General features: G+C 67.8%; 15 protein-coding genes. 9 read left to right on the top strand and 6 right to left on the bottom strand.

Going from position 1 to position 17,971, the window contains the following annotated elements:
• A partial coding sequence (locus AHIS1636_RS19465; RefSeq protein WP_264797519.1) for a BCCT family transporter occupies window positions 1–1,264 on the top strand: 1,264 nt, incomplete at its 5' end.
• A 44-nt stretch (window positions 1,265–1,308) separates the two neighbouring features.
• Here the strand turns inward: AHIS1636_RS19465 and AHIS1636_RS19460 are convergent.
• Window positions 1,309–2,226: a LysR family transcriptional regulator gene (locus AHIS1636_RS19460; RefSeq protein WP_264797518.1), complete on the bottom strand. Its 918-nt coding sequence runs from the start codon at window positions 2,224–2,226 to the stop codon at window positions 1,309–1,311.
• A 137-nt stretch (window positions 2,227–2,363) separates the two neighbouring features.
• Here AHIS1636_RS19460 and AHIS1636_RS19455 point away from each other — a divergent pair, with 137 nt between their 5' ends.
• On the top strand, window positions 2,364–3,740 hold the full coding sequence (locus tag AHIS1636_RS19455; RefSeq protein ID WP_264797517.1) for an MFS transporter: 1,377 nt from the start codon (window positions 2,364–2,366) through the stop codon (window positions 3,738–3,740).
• The gene (locus tag AHIS1636_RS19450) at window positions 3,737–4,513 is read left to right on the top strand and encodes a 3-hydroxybutyrate dehydrogenase (protein ID WP_264797516.1); all 777 of its coding nucleotides are present in this window, start codon (window positions 3,737–3,739) and stop codon (window positions 4,511–4,513) included. Before AHIS1636_RS19455 ends, AHIS1636_RS19450 begins: the two co-directional genes overlap by 4 nt.
• Before the next feature lie 119 nt (window positions 4,514–4,632).
• On the opposite strand, the gene AHIS1636_RS19445 is transcribed toward AHIS1636_RS19450, so the two are convergent.
• From AHIS1636_RS19445 to AHIS1636_RS19435, 3 genes are all read right to left on the bottom strand, one after another.
• A complete protein-coding gene (locus tag AHIS1636_RS19445; protein WP_264797515.1) occupies window positions 4,633–5,700 on the bottom strand; it encodes an NAD-dependent epimerase/dehydratase family protein in 1,068 nt (355 codons plus the stop codon).
• 73 nt (window positions 5,701–5,773) lie between these two features.
• Window positions 5,774–6,094 carry a DMT family transporter gene (locus AHIS1636_RS19440; RefSeq protein ID WP_264797514.1) on the bottom strand — a complete coding sequence of 107 codons (321 nt, stop codon included), beginning with the start codon at window positions 6,092–6,094 and terminating at the stop codon, window positions 5,774–5,776.
• Window positions 6,095–6,215: 121 nt separating this feature from the next.
• On the bottom strand, window positions 6,216–6,869 hold the full coding sequence (locus AHIS1636_RS19435; protein WP_264797513.1) for a LysE family translocator: 654 nt from the start codon (window positions 6,867–6,869) through the stop codon (window positions 6,216–6,218).
• A 113-nt stretch (window positions 6,870–6,982) separates the two neighbouring features.
• Here AHIS1636_RS19435 and AHIS1636_RS19430 point away from each other — a divergent pair, with 113 nt between their 5' ends.
• Both AHIS1636_RS19430 and AHIS1636_RS19425 read left to right on the top strand, forming a co-directional pair.
• Complete coding sequence (locus tag AHIS1636_RS19430; RefSeq protein WP_264797512.1) at window positions 6,983–7,438, top strand: Lrp/AsnC family transcriptional regulator; 456 nt, start codon at window positions 6,983–6,985, stop codon at window positions 7,436–7,438.
• Window positions 7,439–7,584: 146 nt separating this feature from the next.
• On the top strand, window positions 7,585–8,589 hold the full coding sequence (locus AHIS1636_RS19425; protein WP_264797520.1) for an LLM class flavin-dependent oxidoreductase: 1,005 nt from the start codon (window positions 7,585–7,587) through the stop codon (window positions 8,587–8,589).
• Here AHIS1636_RS19425 and AHIS1636_RS19420 read toward each other — a convergent pair.
• Window positions 8,564–9,406 carry an ACT domain-containing protein gene (locus AHIS1636_RS19420; RefSeq protein WP_264797511.1) on the bottom strand — a complete coding sequence of 281 codons (843 nt, stop codon included), beginning with the start codon at window positions 9,404–9,406 and terminating at the stop codon, window positions 8,564–8,566. The two genes, AHIS1636_RS19425 and AHIS1636_RS19420, sit on opposite strands and share 26 nt — an antisense overlap.
• A 68-nt stretch (window positions 9,407–9,474) precedes the next feature.
• Complete coding sequence (locus tag AHIS1636_RS19415; protein ID WP_264797510.1) at window positions 9,475–9,705, bottom strand: PLDc N-terminal domain-containing protein; 231 nt, start codon at window positions 9,703–9,705, stop codon at window positions 9,475–9,477.
• A gap of 514 nt (window positions 9,706–10,219) precedes the next feature.
• On the opposite strand from AHIS1636_RS19415, the gene AHIS1636_RS19410 reads away from it, so the two are divergent.
• The 4 genes from AHIS1636_RS19410 to AHIS1636_RS19395 all read left to right on the top strand — a co-directional run.
• Window positions 10,220–13,708 carry a chitobiase/beta-hexosaminidase C-terminal domain-containing protein gene (locus AHIS1636_RS19410; RefSeq protein ID WP_264797509.1) on the top strand — a complete coding sequence of 1,163 codons (3,489 nt, stop codon included), beginning with the start codon at window positions 10,220–10,222 and terminating at the stop codon, window positions 13,706–13,708.
• A gap of 429 nt (window positions 13,709–14,137) precedes the next feature.
• Window positions 14,138–15,370 (top strand): glycerophosphodiester phosphodiesterase family protein, encoded by a 1,233-nt coding sequence (locus AHIS1636_RS19405; protein ID WP_264797508.1) that lies wholly within the window; start codon window positions 14,138–14,140, stop codon window positions 15,368–15,370.
• Between the two features lie 297 nt (window positions 15,371–15,667).
• The gene (locus tag AHIS1636_RS19400; protein ID WP_264797507.1) at window positions 15,668–16,879 is read left to right on the top strand and encodes a benzoate/H(+) symporter BenE family transporter; all 1,212 of its coding nucleotides are present in this window, start codon (window positions 15,668–15,670) and stop codon (window positions 16,877–16,879) included.
• 160 nt (window positions 16,880–17,039) lie between these two features.
• On the top strand, window positions 17,040–17,971 hold a 932-nt coding region (locus AHIS1636_RS19395; protein WP_264797506.1), incomplete at its 3' end, for a Rieske 2Fe-2S domain-containing protein.

Here is a 17,971-nt window from a genome sequence, read left to right as displayed (position 1 = left end):
CGTCGAGCCCGGCAGCCAGGAGGCGGCCAGCACCGCCATGGCCTACACGTTCTTCCACTGGGGACTGCACCCTTGGGCGATCTACGCCGTCGTTGGCCTGGCGCTGGCGTACTCGACGTTCCGGATGGGCCGCGGCAACCTGATGAGCTCGCCGTTCCATTCCTTGTTCGGCCGCGAACGGATCGAGGACAAGGGCTGGGGCAAGCCGATCGACATCCTGGCGATCATCTGCACTAAGTTCGGTTCCGCAACGTCGATGGGCCTGGGCGCCCTCCAGATCGCGGCGGGCCTGGCCCTGCTGCGGACCGGGCAGTTCCAGGAGGATCCGGGCGCGGCGGTGCCAATCATCATCATCTGCGTGCTGACCGTGGGCGTGGTGATTTCGGCCGCGAGCGGCGTCTCCCGCGGCATCAAGTGGCTCAGCAACACCAACATGGTGCTGGCCTTCGTGCTGGTGGTCTTCGTGTTCGTCGTCGGACCGACCGTGTTCATCCTCGACCTGATTCCGGCCTCGGTCGGCGCCTACTTCTCCAGCCTCGTGGACATGAGCTTCAACTCCGGCGTCTTCGGCGGACACGAGTGGCTGGCCAGCTGGACCATCTTCTACTGGGCCTGGTGGATCTCCTGGACGCCGTTCGTGGGCACGTTCATCGCGAGGATTTCCCGCGGCCGCACCGTGCGCGAGTTCGTGCTCGGCGTGCTGCTGGTCCCCACCGCCGTCAGCATGATCTGGTTCGCCATCTTCGGCGGCGCCGGCATCCACCTGCAGCTCGGCGGCGTGGACATCGCCGGCACCGGCAACGAGGCGGCCGGCTTCTTTGCCGCCCTGCAGCAGTACCCGTTCTTCTTCGGCGCAGCCCTGGTGGTCATGGTGCTGACCGCAGTGTTCTTCATCAGCGGCGCCGACGCAGGCTCCCTGGTGCTGGGAACGCTGTCCTCGCGGGGCACCAAGGAGCCGTGGACGCCGCTGGTCCTCATGTGGGCCATCCTCACCGGCGCGGTGGCGGCCGTGCTGCTCTTCGTGGGCGGCCTCGGCGCTTTGCAGACCTTCACGATCCTTGCCGCCAGCCCGTTCGTCCTGATCATCATCGGCCTGTGCGTCGCGCTCTATGTCGACCTGCGGCGGGACCCGCTGCGGCAGCGGCGGATCGGCCCGGTCCGCGGAGCGGTGACGGTCCCCAGTACCGTGCCCTTCGCCGAGCCCACCGAGACCGGATCGATCACCGCGGTCGACGGACCCGGCGAGGACCGCGACCGCCGCTAAGGCCCACCTTTGCCGCGGCCGGAGCCGGCCCCGGCCGGGGCGGGTCAGGCGCCCCGGCCGCGGCCGAGCAGTTCGGGTTCGAAGGCGGCGGTCTGGGTGCGCAGCGCCCTGGCGACGGCGGCGACCGCGGGCTGGCGGAGCGTGTCGGGGCGCAGCACCATCCAGTAGGGCAGCAGTTCGGCGAAGTCGTCGGGCAGCAGCCGGACCAGGTCCGGATGGGGGTCCGCCATGAAGCAGGGCAGGAAGCCAATGCCGGCGCCGGCGCGGGTGGCCTGGACGTGCACGAAGACGTTGGTGGAGCTGAGCGAGTCCTGCATCGAGGGCACCAGCCGGCGCGGCGCGTCGAGCGCGTCGACCTGCAGCATCGAGTCGACAAAGTAGACCAGGCCGTGCCGGGTGAGCTCGCGGGCGTCGGCCGGCGTCCCGTTCTCCTCGAGGTAGCTGCGCGATGCGTACATTCCGAGCATGTACTGGCCGAGGCAGACGGCTTCCGCCCGGTGCACCTGCGGCTCGCCGACCACCACCTCGATGTCCAGCCCTGACCGGTGCTGCAGCGCGCGCCGGGTGACGTTGACGATCTCCACGCTGAGGTTCGGGTGCGTCCGGCGGAGCCCGGCCACCGCCGGGGCGATGATGTAGCCGCTGAAGCCGTCGGTCGCGGAGACCCGGACGACGCCGGAAACCTGGTCCGTTTCCTCCTCGCCTTCGTGGATCCGGGCGACGGCGGTCTCGATGTGTTCCGCTGCTCCGGCCGCGCGGCGGCCCAGCTCGGTCAGCTCCCAGCCGCCCACCGTCCTGGCCAGCACCCGGCCGCCCAGCACCTTCTCCAGGGCCGCGATCCTGCGCGAAATAGTGGTGTGGTTCAGGCCCAAGCCCTCCGCCGCCGTCGTGAATCTCCCGCTGCGTGCCACGGCAAGCAGGATCAGCAGGTCGTCGGGGTTGGGCGCTGGTGACGTTCCCATATCTGCAATTCTGCACTCTCAGTCTGCGGAAGTGGTCATTGCTGCACACTCGGTCTCGACCGATACTCGAGTGAGGCCATTGGCGTGTCTCGCGTCACACAACTTACAGCAAGTCAAGGACACAAAGGAGTGCTCGCATGAGCGTGAACCAACCCGCGGCTGCCGCGCAGACGGAGCGATCGGGCTTGAAGAAGATTGTTGCCGCCTCGATGGTCGGCACGGTGGTGGAGTGGTACGAGTTCTTCCTCTACGCCACCGCCGCATCGCTGGTCTTCGGGCAGTTCTTCTTCCCGGATACCGGCAGCGAGCTGGACGGCATCATCGCCGCCTTCCTGACCTACGCCGTCGGCTTCATTGCGCGGCCGCTGGGCGGCATCGTGTTCGGCCAGATCGGCGACAAGCTGGGCCGCAAACATACGCTGCAGGTCACCATCATCCTGGTCGGCGTGGCCACCTTCCTGATGGGCTGCCTCCCCGGCTTCAACTCGATCGGCTACTGGGCGCCTGCGCTGCTCGTGGCCTTGCGGTTCATCCAAGGCTTCGCCGTCGGCGGCGAATGGGGCGGCGCGGTGCTGCTCGTGGCCGAGCACAGCCCGAACAAGCAGCGCGCATTCTGGTCCAGTTGGCCGCAGGCCGCTGTGCCGATGGGCAACCTGCTCGCCACGCTGGTCCTGCTGAGCATGTCCTGGATCCTGCCGTCCGACCAGTTCCTGAGCTGGGGCTGGCGCGTGGCGTTCTGGCTGTCCGCGGTCATCGTCATCGTCGGCTACTACATCCGCACGCATGTCAGCGAGGCGCCGATCTTCCTGGAGGCCCGCGCGCAGGTGGAATCCGAGAAGTCCGTCAGCTACGGCGTGTTCGAAGTGGTGAAGCGGTACCCGAAGGGCGTCCTGAAGGCCATGGGCCTGCGGTTCGCGGAAAACATCATCTACTACATCATCGTCAGCTTCACGATCGTCTACCTGAAGACCGTGCACGAGTACGATACGAGCCAGCTGCTGCTGGCGCTGCTGATCGCCCACGTGGTCCACTTCCTGGTCATTCCGCAGGTCGGCCGCCTGGCGGATTCGGTTGGCCGGAAGCCGGTCTACCTGGTCGGGGCCATCCTGTCCGCGACCTGGGCCTTCTTCGCCTTCCCGATGTTCGACACGCTAAATCCTGTGGTGATCATCCTGGCCGTGACGATCGGCCTGTGCTTCCACGCCCTGATGTACGCCGGCCAGCCGGCCATCATGGCGGAGATGTTCCCGACCCGGATGCGCTACTCCGGCGTCTCGCTTGGCTACCAGGTGACCTCGATCCTGGCCGGTTCGCTGGCGCCGATCATTGCGACAGCGCTGCTGAAGGAAACCGGCAGCTGGGTTGCCGTCGCCATCTACGTCCTCATCGCCTGCGCCATCACAGGTGCTACGGTCCTCACGCTGCGCGAGACCAAGGGCCTGTCGCTGCACGATGTGGACGCTGAAGACGCCCGCAAGCACGGACTCGACACCACCGCGCAGGGGGCCCGGTGACCGGCGGGGAAGAGCAGGCCCTGAAAGGCCGCCGCGCGATGGTCACCGGCGGCGCCGGCGGGATCGGCCTGGCCGCGGCCAAGGCACTGGCCGCCCGTGGAGCCCATGTTGTCGTCGCCGACCTGGATCGCGAGGGCGCCGAAACGGCCGCCGCCGAGCTGGGCGGCTCCGCCTGGGTGGTCGACTTGCTGGATCCGGAAGCCGTCACGGATGCCCGTTTGTCCGAGGCGCTGGACGGCGTGGACATCCTGGTGAACAACGCCGGCATCCAGCGGGTGAGCCCCATCGAGGAGTTCGATCCGCAGGACTTCCGCCGGATCATCACGCTGATGCTGGAGGTCCCGTTCCTGCTGGTCCGCGCGGCGCTGCCGAAGATGTATGCCAACGAGTTCGGGCGGATCATCAACATCTCCTCGGTGCACGGGCTGCGCGCCTCGGCCTTCAAGAGCGCCTACGTCACGGCCAAGCACGGACTCGAGGGCCTGTCCAAGGTGACGGCGCTGGAAGGCGGCCCGCACGGGGTGACCAGCAACTGCGTCAATCCCGGCTACGTCCGCACGCCGCTGGTGGAGAAGCAGATCGCCGACCAGGCCCGCCTGCACGGCATTCCGGAGGGCGAGGTGCTGGCCAAAATCATGCTGACCGAGAGCGCCATCAAGCGGCTGGTCGAGCCCGAGGAAGTGGCCTCGCTGGTGGCCTGGCTGGCGTCCGACGACGCGGCCATGGTGACCGGTGCCAGCTACACCATGGACGGCGGCTGGTCCGCCCGGTAGCCCGGGTCGCGGGGAGGAAGCCAGCGTAAGACGCCGGTGTCCCGTCTTCGGACGGGACACCGGCGTCTTGCTGCAAATCGTCGCGTCCGGCGGCAGCGTCAGGCGAATGCCGGTCCCTCCTACCGGGGTGCGGGTTCCGCGGACTCCGGGTCCCTGCGACCGTACAGCACCGGAGAGCCGCCGACACCATCGCCTTCGCTCAGGCCGTCCATGACTTCCTGCAGCGCTTCGAGGGAGGTCCTCGCGGGAACCCATCCGAGCTCCTCGCGGGCACGCGTGGTTTTCATGACGGGCGCGGAACGCGCCATGTCCACCCAGCCGGGGTCCATGGCCACCAGGCGCAGCGACCAGGCCGCCCCCACCAAGGCGCGGACCAGCGCAACCGGTACGTGCAGCACCCGCTTGGCGCCGAGGAACCCGCCCAGCAAGGGCGGCGTGATGACCGGATCGGCGGCGATATTGAATGCTCCGCTTGCGCCCTGGTCGACAACGCGCCAGTACGCATCGGCAATGTCGTCGGAGTGGACGGCCTGGAACACGAACTCCCGCGGGAACGGCAGCAGCGGCGGGCGGACCTTGTTGAGGAAGAACTTGGGAATGGCCCGGCCCAGGAAGTAGCGCCCGATCGAGGAGCCGGCGTCGTCCTGGAAGATGAGGCCGGGCCGTAGCCGCGCCACCTTGATTTCCGGGTGCTGGCGTTCGAAGCTGTCCAGCAGGGCCTCCTGCTCGCCCTTGAAACGGCTGTAATGCGAACTCGCGATGCCCCGCGCCGGCCAGCTCTCATCCACCGGGCGGTCCTTCGGGCCGGGGTTGTACGCGCCCAGCGACGAGGCACAGACGAACTGCTTTACTCCCGCGTCTGCCGCCGCGGCAAGGGCGTTGGCGGTGCCGTTGACGTTGACCCGGCGCATGAAGTCTTCATCCCGGTTCGGCTGCAGCAACCAGGCCAGATGGATGACGGCGTCGCACCCGGCCAGGGCCGCGGCGAGCTTTTGGCGCGCCGAACCCGAGGCGACATCGATGCTGTGCCAGGTCACGCCGTCGTACGGTTCCCGGGACTGGTCCGGCAGGCGCCGCGAAATGCCCACGAGCTCGATCCCGTCGCGCCCTTCGGCCATTGCCCGCTTGATCCGCCTCAGAATGGCGGTCCCTACATTGCCCGTGGCGCCGATGATCGCTATACGCATGCGCCCACCCTACGCCGGGGCCTCGGCGGACTGTAGGTGGCTGGCCGAAAAACGCGGAAGGCTGCCCATCCGGTCAGTGGGCGCCGCCGAGGTTCAGCACCACGACGCCGGACACGATCAGGCCGATCCCGAGGACCTTGACGAGGCTGATCGGTTCGCCCAGGAACGCCGTCCCGATCGCGACGATGGCCACCGTTCCCAGGCCGGACCAGAGGGCGTACGCCACTCCCACCGGAACGCTCTTGACGACCTGCGCCAGGAGCGCGAACGAGGTGGCATAGGCCGCGAGGCACAGGACGGTTGGCCCCAGCCGACTGAATCCTTCCGTGGATTTCAGCAGGCTCGTGCCGAAGACTTCGGCGGCGATCGCGAGCAGCAGGAAGACGTACCCCATATGCCGTTGCCCTTTCATGCCCCCGGCCGGCCATGTGGCGGCGGGCAAGGGTTACCCTAGCTTGGTTTTCGTGCTCCCAGCAGTCTTTCATCTGCCGAGCGGCCCGAGCTCCGGGTCCGGGCTACGAGGCGGCGAGGAGGGGGCTGCGGGCGATCAGCGGGGCGACCTGCTCGAACAGCAGGGCGGCGCCGAGCACGATCATGATGAGGCCGCTGGCCAGGGTGACGGCACGGGCGGCGGCAGGCCGGGACTGCAGGAGCTTCTTGGCCGCCAGCGCCACCAGGGAGTAGACGACGGCGACCATCAGCACGAAGGACAGCCCCAGGATGCCCAACTGTACCGGCGCCGGGAGGCCGGCCGCCGGGTTGATGAACTGGGGGACGAGCGCGAGGAACAGGAGCAGTCCCTTAGGGTTGATGCTGCTGGTGCCCAGGCCCCGGAAGAAGCTGCCCAGGCGCGAGGAGCCCGCCTGCTCCATGCTCGAGAACGCAGCGGCACGCCAGGAGCGTGCGGTGCTGAAGCCCAGCCAGAGCAGGTAGGCGGCGCCGGCGACCGTCAGCCAGCCCAGCAGCGCGGGGATGCTGGCAATCAGGGCGGCCACGCCCGCGGTCACCAGCAGCGTGAGCACCACATAGCCGCTGCAGAGTCCGGCGATGGCCGGGGCGAAGCTGCGCTGGTTCAGGCCGGCGGTGATGGAGTAGGCCCAGTCCGCTCCCGGGGTGCAGGCCAGCGTGATGGCGACGGCGGCGAAGCCCAGGTACAGCTGCTGGTCCACGGCGGAACTCCTAAGAACTCTAAAACTTGGCGACGGTCCAACCCTAGGGAAAACGCGCGCGGAAGTGCTTGCCCTTTTCGCGCAACATGCGGGAAGAAGGGTAAGATTCTTGCGTGGTTGATGGTATTGATCGAAGTATTTTGCGTGAACTCCAGCAGGACGGGCGAATGACTGCCACCGCGCTGGCCGCGAAGATCGGCCTCACCGTGGCTCCCTGCCATCGGCGGCTGCGCGAACTGGAGTCGAAGGGTGTTATCCGCGGCTACCGGGCGGACCTCGACGCCGGAGCGCTGGGTCTGGGCTTCGAAGCGATCGTTTTCGTCAGCCTGCGCCAGGTGGACCGGGCCACGCTCGCGGACTTCGAGGCGAAGGTCAGCGCCAACCCGCACATCATCGAGGCACTGCGGCTCTTCGGCGACATCGACTACCAGCTCAAGGTCGTGGCGCCCGACCTGTCCGCCTACCAGAGGTTCTACGACGAGGAGCTCACGGACCTGCCGGCTGTGGAGAAGCTGCAGTCGACCATCGTCATGAAGAACCTGAAGGCGAGCGCGGGCCTGCCTATCTAGGCGCAGCCAGCGGCGACAGGCAGCACGTGCGCCGCGCCACGGGGACGGGCAGAAATAACCGGAGCACCGCCGTCGTTGTCACGAGTGTCTGCGGCCCCCGCGTCCGCACCTACAACAACGACGACGACGAAAGGCCGGTCCGCGCCATGACTGTTCCCCTCTCCATCCTCGACCTCGCGACGATCGGCAAGGACGAGACGGTGCGGGAGAGCCTGGATGGCAGCGTCAGGCTGGCCCGGCTCGCCGAGGAACTGGGCTACCGGCGGGTCTGGTACGCCGAGCACCATAACATGGCGAGCATCGCCTCCTCGGCGACCAGCGTGCTGATTGCGCACGTGGCCGCGCACACCAAGAGCATCCGGCTCGGTGCCGGCGGCATCATGCTGCCCAACCATGCGCCGCTGCCCATCGCGGAGCAGTTCGGCACCCTGGAGACCCTGCACCCGGGGCGGATCGACCTTGGCCTAGGCCGCGCGCCGGGCAGCGACCAGCAGACCATGCGGGCGATGCGCCGCGACCCGATGAGCGCCGAGACCTTCCCGCAGGACGTGCTGGAACTGCAGGGCTACCTGACCGGCAATTCGCGGATCCCCGGGGTGGACGCGACGCCGGGCAAGGGCACCAACGTGCCGCTCTACATCCTGGGCTCCTCGCTGTTCGGAGCCAAGCTTGCGGCCGCGCTCGGGCTGCCCTATTCCTTCGCCTCGCACTTCTCGCCGGCGGCGCTGCACGACGCGGTGGCCGCCTACCGCCGCGAGTTCCAGCCCTCGGAACAGCTGGCCGAACCCTATGTCATCGCGGGGGTGAACGCCATTGCCGCCGACTCAAACGAGGACGCGCAGGCGCAGTTCCAGGTGGTCCGGCGTGCCCGCGTGGGGCTGCTGTTCGGCCGCGGCCGGAAGTTCACGGACGAGGAAGCCGACATGGTACTCGAGTCCCCGCAGGGCCAGCATGTGGAGCAGATGGTCAAGTACACGGCCGTGGGGACGCCCGAGGCCGTGCGCGAGTACCTCGAGGGTTTCGCCAAGCACGCCGATGCGGACGAGCTGATCGTCGCTCACCAGGCTCCGACGGTGGAGCAGCGCCTGCGCTCCGTCGAGCTGACCGCCCGGGCCGTCGGGCTGGTCACTCCCGCTGGCTCCGCCCGGTAAGCTGGACCGTTTCCGCGAGCTCCGCGAGCCGGTGCGCGCGGGCTGATTCGGCGGGTGTGAACGGCTCGTCCGGGCGGGAGATGAGCAGCGGGTCGCCCCACGCCGTCGGGATTTTCAGGACCGTGCCGTCCCGCGGCAGGACCGGCAGGTTGCGCGCGGCGTTCTCGTCCAGCACGACGGCGGAGAGCAGCGAGGCGGTGGCGTGCGGCAGCGCGTCGGGGTCGGCGGCGACTTTGGCGGCGAGGCCGAGCGCCCTGGTCTGGCCGTCGGCGAGAGCGAGCGCGGTGGTGGTCCAGACCCGCGGGCGGCGGCCGCTGCCGGCCTCCAGCGCGTCGAGCAGGTCCTGTTCGGTGATCCCCGCCGGAGCCGAGAGCACGAATTCGTCGAGCGCTCCGCCGGCCACCGGGTGCACCTGGATGCTGAGGATATTGACGTCCAGGCAGCTCAGCGCGTGGGTGACGCGTTCGAGCGCGCCGGGGCGGTCGTCTACGACGGTGCGGGCCCGCCACAATGCGGGCGCGGCGTCATAACGACGGCGGTGCTTGAGCGCCGCGGCATGGAGCCAGCGGCGCAGCAAGCGGGCGACAGACGGCTCGGAGACCCACAGGACCAGCACCGTCGTCGTGACGGCGAGGACCAGGATTTTCCACACGTACGGCAGCTCCGCGCTGAGGACGGCGGCGTGGACGAGCAGTTCGATGGGCAGGACCGCCGCGAGGTTCGCTACCAGCAGGCGGGACTTGGGCGGCTCGGGAAACTGGCCGCAGGCGGTGCACAACAACTCGGCGTGGGCGGAGGGTGCGGTTCGGCGCTTCATGCAGCCATCATCGCGGCCCGGTGTTTCGCCGTCGTTGCGGCGGCGTCACGGCGGGCGAACAATTGCCGCTAGCCGGAGGACCGGGAAAATCCGTTGGCAAGTCCTGGAAGCAGATGGCGGCCGAACCAGCAGGCCGGGCCGAGGAGCGGGAGGAAGACCACCAGCGATATCCATCCCGCCGTGCGTGCCGTGTTGAAATTGCTCCGGCAGATGCTGACGACGGCTCCTGCCGCGACGGCCAGGGCGAACGGCCCGGCACTGAGCAAGGCCATTAGCCACAGCATCGGATCGAATTCCACGCGTCCCCCTGTATCCGGCGGTAAGGCCGGTCCTGCCGGCCCTCCCGGCGACGGCACCCCTGCGAAGAGCATAAGCAACCCTGCAGGTTCCGCGCATCGACCGTAGGTATGAGATTCCGGCAGCCTAAGGTCCCGGGCATGGAAAATACCTCCGGGCACGAGAAAGCACCGGCTGGCAAGGACGTTGGGGGGAATTCCTGCCAGCCGGTGCTTTGACCACTCGCACTCTTCAAGAGGTGGTTCCAGCCTAGGGCGGGCGGTTGAGCGGCAGCTTCGCAAAGGCTGTTAAAACCCTGTGAAACGCGGGTGCCCTGCGCAGCGGCGCGCCCCTGCAAGAATTTCCTAGCCTCGTGAAGCCAGTCTGGTGGTGGAAGCCAGGGCCGATCGGCCGCTTCCGCCAGAGGAACACCCGCACTTCAAGGGGACACTCGCACTAGGGGGATTCATGACGTCACAACCTTCAACGCGCGGCAAACCGGCCGTGCACTGGCATTTCCGGCGGAAGGCGGCGGCTGTGGTTGCCACCGGCGCCGTCGTCGTTTCCGGGCTCGGCATTTTGCCGCCTGCCGTCGCGCAGGCCGGACCCGCCCTCGCGCCGTCAGCGCTGGGCGGCATGCTTCCGGCCGCGCTCAACATCGCGCCTGAGGGCGTGGGGCCGATCAATCCGAACAACGGTTATCCGTACTGGTACGGCGACGCCGGCGACCCGGCGCAGGGACTGGACCCGGTGCGGCTGGAACTCTGCCTGGACGCCGTCGACTGCCCGGTGATCGGCGTCGACTTCGACAACACCCAGCCGCTGTCCATCCCGGAAAACTTCCCGGAGGAGTCCTTCTGGTGGTCCGGAGACGCCACGGTGGCCCTTCCCGGAGGAGGCGAGGCGCGGCTGATCCTGGCGCAGGAGGCAGCCTTTGCCGGGGTAGGCGAAGTAGCGGCCGGCCAGCAGAACGGCTTTGCGCGCCTGCGCATCCGAATCGAAGATGGCGTGCCTGGGGAAACCTACCGGATCACCCATCCGTACGGTGTTGAAGAACTGACTGCAGATGATCGCGGAAGGGTTCGTTTCACCGAGGACATCGGCTGCATGCAGCAGCCCTGCACCTGGGAGGAGCCGCTCGACGGCCGGATTGGGCCGTCGTTCCTGCGGTGGGACCCTGCAGTCGCGCCGGCGGCTCCGGAGGGCTTTATCGGTGATCCGACCGTGGAGCACAAGGTAGTCGGCAGTCCGAACGGAACCAACTTCTTCAAGGTTGAGGGTGTCTTCACGGCCGGGGGAACGGCTGCAAGCGCGGAGACTGACCTCTTCACGGTGCAGGGCAAGATCGCCACCTTGGAAGCGGGAGTGGACAAGCGCGGCGGGCGTTATAACGCTGCCACTGACGTGAAGATCCAGGCGTCCTTCCCGGAGGAGGCCAAGATCGTCTACACCACGGACGGGACAGACCCGCAGGTGGATGAAACGGGCGCGCTGGTCAACGGCATCGAGTACGTTCCGGAGGCCGGCAACAAGGATGCCGCCGCCGTCGTGACGCTCGATAAGCCGGGCGCGGTCACGCTCAAGTACCTCGCCGTCGTACCCGCCACGGGGGAGACCACCGAAATCTACACCGAGGAATACGACCTGGACGCCACTCGGCCGTGGATCGATGCAACGCCGGCGACCGAAGGTCCCCTGGCGGGCCCCCAGACCGTGACGCTCACCGGCACGGGCGCCGACGGGGACATTCCGAACGTCTACTACACCGTAGATGGCTCTGCCCCGGCTTTCACCGCAGAAGGTGAACCGACCGGCACGACGAAGCGCTATAGCGAGCCGTTCACGGTGGCCAGTTCGACGACGGTGCGCGCAGTCGCTGTCAGCAGCGCGGGCGAAGCCGGGGAAACCCGTTCCTTCCGGTATGTCATCCACAACCTGAAGGCCGTCGGCCCGCTCGGGGACCATGGGTTCCCGGAGTGGCTGGAGGACAACGGTTGGGAGGGCCAGGACCCTGTCCGGCTGGAGCTCTGCCTCGACGATCCGCTCTGCCCGGTTATCGATGTCCTGCCCGACCCTGCCCAGCCGGCATCCTTCCCGGACAACTTCCCGGGCGAGGCGTTCTGGTGGGCTGCTGACGCGGAAATAACGGTCGCGGGAGAACAGGTCCGGCTGACCCTGGCTTCGGAGGCGGCCTTCGCGGTGGAGCAGGTGCGCGATGGCGACCAAGTCGCCTTTGGACGCATTCGGCTGCGCGGCGACGATGTTTTCGAGCCCGGGGCGAGGTTCCGGGTCGTCCACCCGTACGGCGTGATCGACCTGACCGCGGATGAGACCGGGAACCTCAACTACACGGAGGACCTCGGCACCCTGAACGGCGGCAGCAGCGATTACAGCGCCATGCTGGAAAGCAAGATCGGTCCGTTCCTGCGTTGGACCGAAGGCGCACCGGAAGGCTACCTCGGCGACGGCACCACACCGCACGCCGTCGTCGGCAGCCCGTTCAACACGAATGTCTTCCGCATCGAGCAGCTCACCGACGGCACCGGGGCCGAACTGGAATCCCCGGCCGTCGTCGGCGAGACCGAAGAATTCGTCGTCCAAGGCCGGATGGCCGGCGCCGAGGCTCCGGCACCTGCGACAGCGGCGGCCAGCATCGCCGGTGGAACCTTCGCCACGGCGCAGTCCGTGGAGCTGACGGCGGACCCGGCAGGAACGCCCATCTTCTACACGACGGACGGAACCGATCCGACGACGGAGAGCACACCGTACACCGGTCCGATCGACATCTCGGCCGAGGGCAGCACCACCCTGAAGTTCCTCGCCTTCAACGGGGTGGCCTCGGACGTCGTCACGGAAACCTACACGCTGGACTACACGGCTCCGTCCGTGACGGCGGATCCGTCAGGTGGCGCGCTCGCCGCGGGCAGCCTGGTGACATTGGCCGCCAGCGAGAACGCCGCGATCTACTACACCTTGGACGGATCACAACCAACGTCCACAAGCCTCCTCTACACCGGCCCCATGGAGGTCACCGAGGCGGGCACGCTGCGGGCGGTAGCGATTGACCAGGCCGGCAACGTCAGCGAGATCGGCTCCTGGACATTCGAAGCCGCGGGTACGGATCCCGGTACGGACCCGGGGACGGATCCGGGTACGGATCCCGGTACGGATCCCGGTACGTATCCCGGTACGGATCCCGGTACCGATCCCGGTACCGATCCCGGTACCGATCCCGGTACCGAAGCCCCCGGCACTCCGGGCCGGATCTCCGACAACCGCGACTTCAACGGCGACAACTTCGTGGATGTCCTCGCTCGCGACAGCAAGGGCGCCCTGTGGCTCTACCCGGGCAACGGGGAAGGCCGACTGCTCCCGAAGACCAGGATGGGCGCCAGCGGCTGGAATGCCATGACGTCGATCTTCAGCCCCGGCGATTTCGACGGCGACAACGCTGCCGATATCCTCGCCCGCGACGGGGCGGGCAAGCTATGGCTCTACCCGGGCAACGGGGAAGGCCGCTTGTCGAAGCGCATCCAGGTCGGCACCGGCTGGAATACCATGACGTCGATCTTCAGCCCCGGCGATTTCGACGGCGACAACGATACCGACGTGCTGGCCCGGCACAAGAACGGGACCTTGTGGCTCTACCCGGGCAACGGGGACGGCGGATGGCTGAAGAAGGTCCAGGTTGGCACCGGCTGGAATACCATGACGTCGATCTTCAGCCCCGGTGATTTCGACGGCGACGGGAGCGCCGACGTGCTGGCCCGGCACAACAACGGGTCGCTCTGGCTCTATCCCGGTAACGGGGAAGGCCGCTGGCTGAAGTGGAAGCAGGTCGGCACGGGCTGGAACAGCATGACGTCGATCTTCAGTACCGGGGATTTCAACGGTGACGGCAGCGCCGACGTGCTGGCCCGGCACAAGAACGGCCAGCTCTGGCTCTACCCCGGCAACGGGGAAGGACGCTGGCTGGCCTGGAAGGTCATCGGCTCCAGGGGCTGGAACAGTATGTCCACTTTCTAGTCCGACCCGCCTAATCAAGCAAGGCCTCCTGCCCGCGGCAGGGGGCCTTGCGGCGTGCCGGGAACAACCGGTCAGCAATTGTTCGGAGCCAATCCTTGGGCGCCGCTGCTCCGGGCCGCGAAAGGCGCGGATGCTGGCCGATCCCGGACAAGGGGAAACCCCGGCGGCCAGGAGATGGGGGAAGCTCCTGGCCACCGGGGTTTCAATCACTCGCACCTTGATGAGGTAATTCAAATGTAGGGATGGAGTTTGAAGAAACCCGGGGTAGAACCTGTTAAAAGCCTGAAAATCCAGTTTTTTTCGGGCGTCAGCGGACACCTGCATTACTCGTTTCACCTTGTGTTTACGGGCAATTGGCCTTCCGGACGGGCTCGGCTGTGACCATCGCGAAGGGGGAAATAGCCACCACGACGAAGGATTCGAAACAGCATGCCATCCCGCTTGACCAAGACCCTGACCAGTTCCGCGGCCGCCGCCGCCGTCGGACTCACGCTGTTCGCGGCGCCCGCCGCCGCGCAGGAGGCCGAAGCCCCGGCGGAAGCCGCCGCGGAAACCTCGCCGCTCATCATCGGACACCGCGGTGCGGCCGGCACCGCCCCGGAGAACACCGTGGCCGCATTCAAGGACGGCCGTGCTTCCGGCGCCGACTTCTTCGAGATCGACGTCCAGCTGAGCAAGGACGGCGTGCCGTTCCTGTTCCACGATGACACTCCGGCCCGCACCACCAACGTGGAAGAGGTCTTCCCGGAGCGAGCCAAGGACCCGATCACGTCCTTCACCTGGGCCGAGCTGCAGCAACTGGATGCCGGCTCCTACTTCGGCGACAAGTTCGAGGGGGAGCGCATCCCGCACCTGGACGACGCTGCCGAGGCGGCCACCCTGAACACCGGCGTCTACATCGAGATCAAGTCCCCGAAGAACTCTCCCGGAGTGGAGCAGCTGGTCGCGGATGAACTGCGCACCGACGCCAAGTGGAAGAAGCTGGTAGCGGCGGACAAGATCCAGGTGCTCGGCTTCGACGAAGCCTCCAACCGGAAGTTCGCGGAGATCGCCCCGGAGATCGAGCTGCAGCAGCTCTCCAGCACCGTTCCCGCCGAGTCCGTGCTGGAATCCTGGGCCACCTTCGCCGACTCGGTCGGCACCAACTACCGCACGCTGACCGAGCAGAACGTCGCGGACGCCAAGGCCGCCGGCCTCATCATCGGCGTCTACACCGCCAACTCGCCGGAAGCCGTCCAGCACGCCATCGACCTGGGCGTGGATGCCGTCACCGGCGATTTCCCGATCCAGACCATGCGCTACGTGGACGGCCGCAAGCCGTTCCCGGCCAGCACCGGGATCCAGATCGCAGGCGCCGTCAACAACCCGGCCGGCGACGACGTGCAGGCCGAGACCGGCGAGCACGTGGTCCTGCGCAACAGCGCCGACCACAGCGTCGACGCCAGCGGCTACATCCTCCGTGACGCCGCGAACAACATCCTGACGGTCGGCGAGGGCTACGTGCTCGAACCGGGCGCCGAGCTGCGCGTCTACACCGGCCCGGGCACCAACTCCGCCGAGGCCTACTACAACGGCGGGGACGCGAACGTCCTGAACAACACGGGCGACTCCATCGCGCTGTGGTCCCCGCAGGGCATCCTGCAGGACGTCTTCGCCAACTAGACGTCTTCGCGAACTAGCGGCAGCCAGCCGCGGTTTCCACTAACGACGGCGGTGTCCGCCCGAAGTTCCTTGCCCGCCTGTTGGGGCGCCCGGGAACGGAAGGCGGGCGCCGCCGTCGTTTGGTTGCCGCGGGCATCAGCCGGCTCGTGGCACGGGACGCAGGACCGGCATGGGCCGCCGGGGCGGACGGCGGCGGCAAAATCAGCAGGCGAAATGTCCGGGAAAGATGCCGGGTTCGTGTCCCCGGATGCCTGCGGCCTTGGTTGGGCGGGCAGGCGCCGATAGCGTCTGAGCATTATGGCGCTTCCCGGAACCGACACCGTCTCTGTCCCCGTACCGCTGCGCGCGGCCGTCTCGCTGCCGGCGGTGCTGGCCGGGCTGGTGGCCGTGGCCGTCTCCTACGCGGGGCCGCTGCTGGTGGTCCTCGAGGCGGCCAAGAGCGCCGGTCTGACCGCGGGCCAGACCACGTCCTGGGTCTGGGCCGTCTCAATCGCCAGCGGCCTGGTGTGTACCGTGCTCAGCCTGGCTACCCGGCAGCCGGTCATGGTGGCCTGGTCCGTGCCGGGAGCGGCGCTGCTGCTGACGGCGCTGGGCGACTACTCCTACCCGGAGGCAATCGGCGCCTACATCGTCGCCGGGCTGCTGGCGACCGTGCTGGGGGTGACCGGTCTCTTCGGGCGGCTGCTGGCCTCGGTTCCCAAGCCCATCCTCGCCGCCGTGCTGGCCGGGGTGCTGCTGCCCTTCGTGGTCGGCGTGGCCGGCGCGGTCCTGGAGTCGCCCCTGGTCGCGGGGGGACTAGTGCTGGCCTACCTGGCGGGAAAGCGCTGGCTGCCGCGGTACGCCGTCTTCGTCGCGCTCGCCGCCGGTGTGCTGATCGGCGCCGCCAGCGGAGAGCTCACCGCGCCACAGTTGAGCCTTTCGCTGGCCGGGCCGCTGTGGACGGCGCCGGAGTTCAGCCTGCAGGCAGTCATGGGTATCTCGCTACCGCTGCTGATCGTCACCATGGCCGGCCAGAACGGGCCGGGGCTGGCGATGATGATCAGCAACGGCTACCGGCCCAACGACAAGCTGCTGCTCGGCGCCTCGGGGCTGATGTCCGTGCTGTTCGCGCCGTTCGGGTCGCACGCGATCAACCTGGCGGCGATCACCGCCGGGATCTGCTCCGGGCCGGAGGCCCACGAAGATCCGCGCCGGCGCTATGTCGCCGGGATGGCCTGCGGGTTGTTCTACCTGGTCTTCGGGACGTTTGCCGCCGCGATCGTCTCGCTTTTCGCCGCGGTCCCGGGCCCGATGCTCACGGCGCTTGCGGGCGTGGCGCTGCTCGGCGCGCTGCAGGGCGCATTGCTGGACACGCTCACCGCCGAGCGGTCTTCCCCGGCCGTGCTGGAAGCGGCGCTGATCACCTTGGCCGTGACGGCGTCGGGCATTGCCCCGTGGGGAATCGTCTCGCCATTCTGGGGCTGCCTCGCCGGGACGGTCTCCTATCTGGTGCTCCGCCGGCGCGGCTGACTAGGGGTTTTACCACCGCCGACCGAGCAGGACCCCCTAGGCCGGGACTAGGCAAATACCCAGTGCGACCTGCGTCACACCCTTGGCAATGTGGTTCGTGGGAAATTTCCGGCCGGCAGGAGGCCACCGGGGCAATGAGGCCCAGCCAAAGGAGCGACCAATGACCGAGACCTTGGACCACGTCCGCACCCAGCTCAACGACGCGCTGATCGAGGATCACGAGAACGGGGTTCATCGGGCGAAGCGGCGGATCTTCACGGATGAGGAGCTGTTCGAGCTGGAGATGAAGCATATTTTCGAGGGCAACTGGGTGTACCTGGCGCATGAGTCCCAGATCCCGGAGGTCGGGGATTACTTCACCACGTATATCGGCCGGACTCCGGTGGTCATTTCCCGGTCCAAGGACGGCGAGCTGAACTGCCTGGTCAACGCGTGCAGCCACCGCGGGGCGATGCTGTGCCGGCGCAAGACGGACAACCGGACCAACTTCACCTGCCCGTTCCACGGCTGGACGTTCAACAACAAGGGCAAGCTGCTGAAGGTCAAGGACTCCCGCGATGCCGGCTACCCGGAGCAGTTCAACAAGGACGGCTCACACGACCTGACCAAGGTCGCCCGTTTCGAGTCCTACCGGGGGTTCCTCTTCGGCTCGCTGAAGGCCGACGTGCTGCCGCTGGAGGAGCACCTGGGCGACGCGACGAAGATCATCGACATGATCGTCGATCAGTCCCCGGAGGGCCTGGAGGTCCTGCGCGGGTCCTCGACCTACACCTATGACGGGAACTGGAAGGTCCAGGCCGAGAACGGCGCGGACGGCTACCACGTCTCGGCCACGCACTGGAACTACGCGGCGACCACGGCCCGGCGCACCGCGGGCGAGTCGGCGAATACGACGAAGGCGATGGACGCCGGGACCTGGGGCAAGCAGGGCGGGGGCTACTACTCGTTCGAGCACGGGCACCTGCTGCTGTGGATGTGGTGGGGCAACCCGCAGGACCGCCCGCTCTACGAGCGCCGCGAGGAACTGGCCGAGGAGTTCGGGCCGGAAAAGGCCGAGTTCATGGTCGGCGCGTCCCGCAACCTGTGCCTGTA

Source organism: Arthrobacter mangrovi, from assembly GCF_026011795.1.
In the GTDB taxonomy this organism is placed as follows: domain Bacteria; phylum Actinomycetota; class Actinomycetes; order Actinomycetales; family Micrococcaceae; genus Crystallibacter; species Crystallibacter mangrovi.
Note: the sequence above shows the minus strand (reverse complement) of the source record. Positions and strands in the feature narration are given on the sequence as shown.

Excerpts from the sequence above, each read along its gene's own strand:
- AHIS1636_RS19455 (WP_264797517.1), top strand. The coding sequence starts at position 2,364 with ATGAGCGTGAACCAACCCGCGGCTGCCGCGCAGACGGAGCGATCGGGC.
- AHIS1636_RS19440 (WP_264797514.1), bottom strand. The coding sequence starts at position 6,094 with ATGGGGTACGTCTTCCTGCTGCTCGCGATCGCCGCCGAAGTCTTCGGC.
- AHIS1636_RS19420 (WP_264797511.1), bottom strand. The coding sequence starts at position 9,406 with ATGAAGCGCCGAACCGCACCCTCCGCCCACGCCGAGTTGTTGTGCACC.
- AHIS1636_RS19405 (WP_264797508.1), top strand. The coding sequence starts at position 14,138 with ATGCCATCCCGCTTGACCAAGACCCTGACCAGTTCCGCGGCCGCCGCC.
- AHIS1636_RS19445 (WP_264797515.1), bottom strand. The coding sequence starts at position 5,700 with ATGCGTATAGCGATCATCGGCGCCACGGGCAATGTAGGGACCGCCATT.
- AHIS1636_RS19460 (WP_264797518.1), bottom strand. The coding sequence starts at position 2,226 with ATGGGAACGTCACCAGCGCCCAACCCCGACGACCTGCTGATCCTGCTT.
- AHIS1636_RS19400 (WP_264797507.1), top strand. The coding sequence starts at position 15,668 with ATGGCGCTTCCCGGAACCGACACCGTCTCTGTCCCCGTACCGCTGCGC.
- AHIS1636_RS19425 (WP_264797520.1), top strand. The coding sequence starts at position 7,585 with ATGACTGTTCCCCTCTCCATCCTCGACCTCGCGACGATCGGCAAGGAC.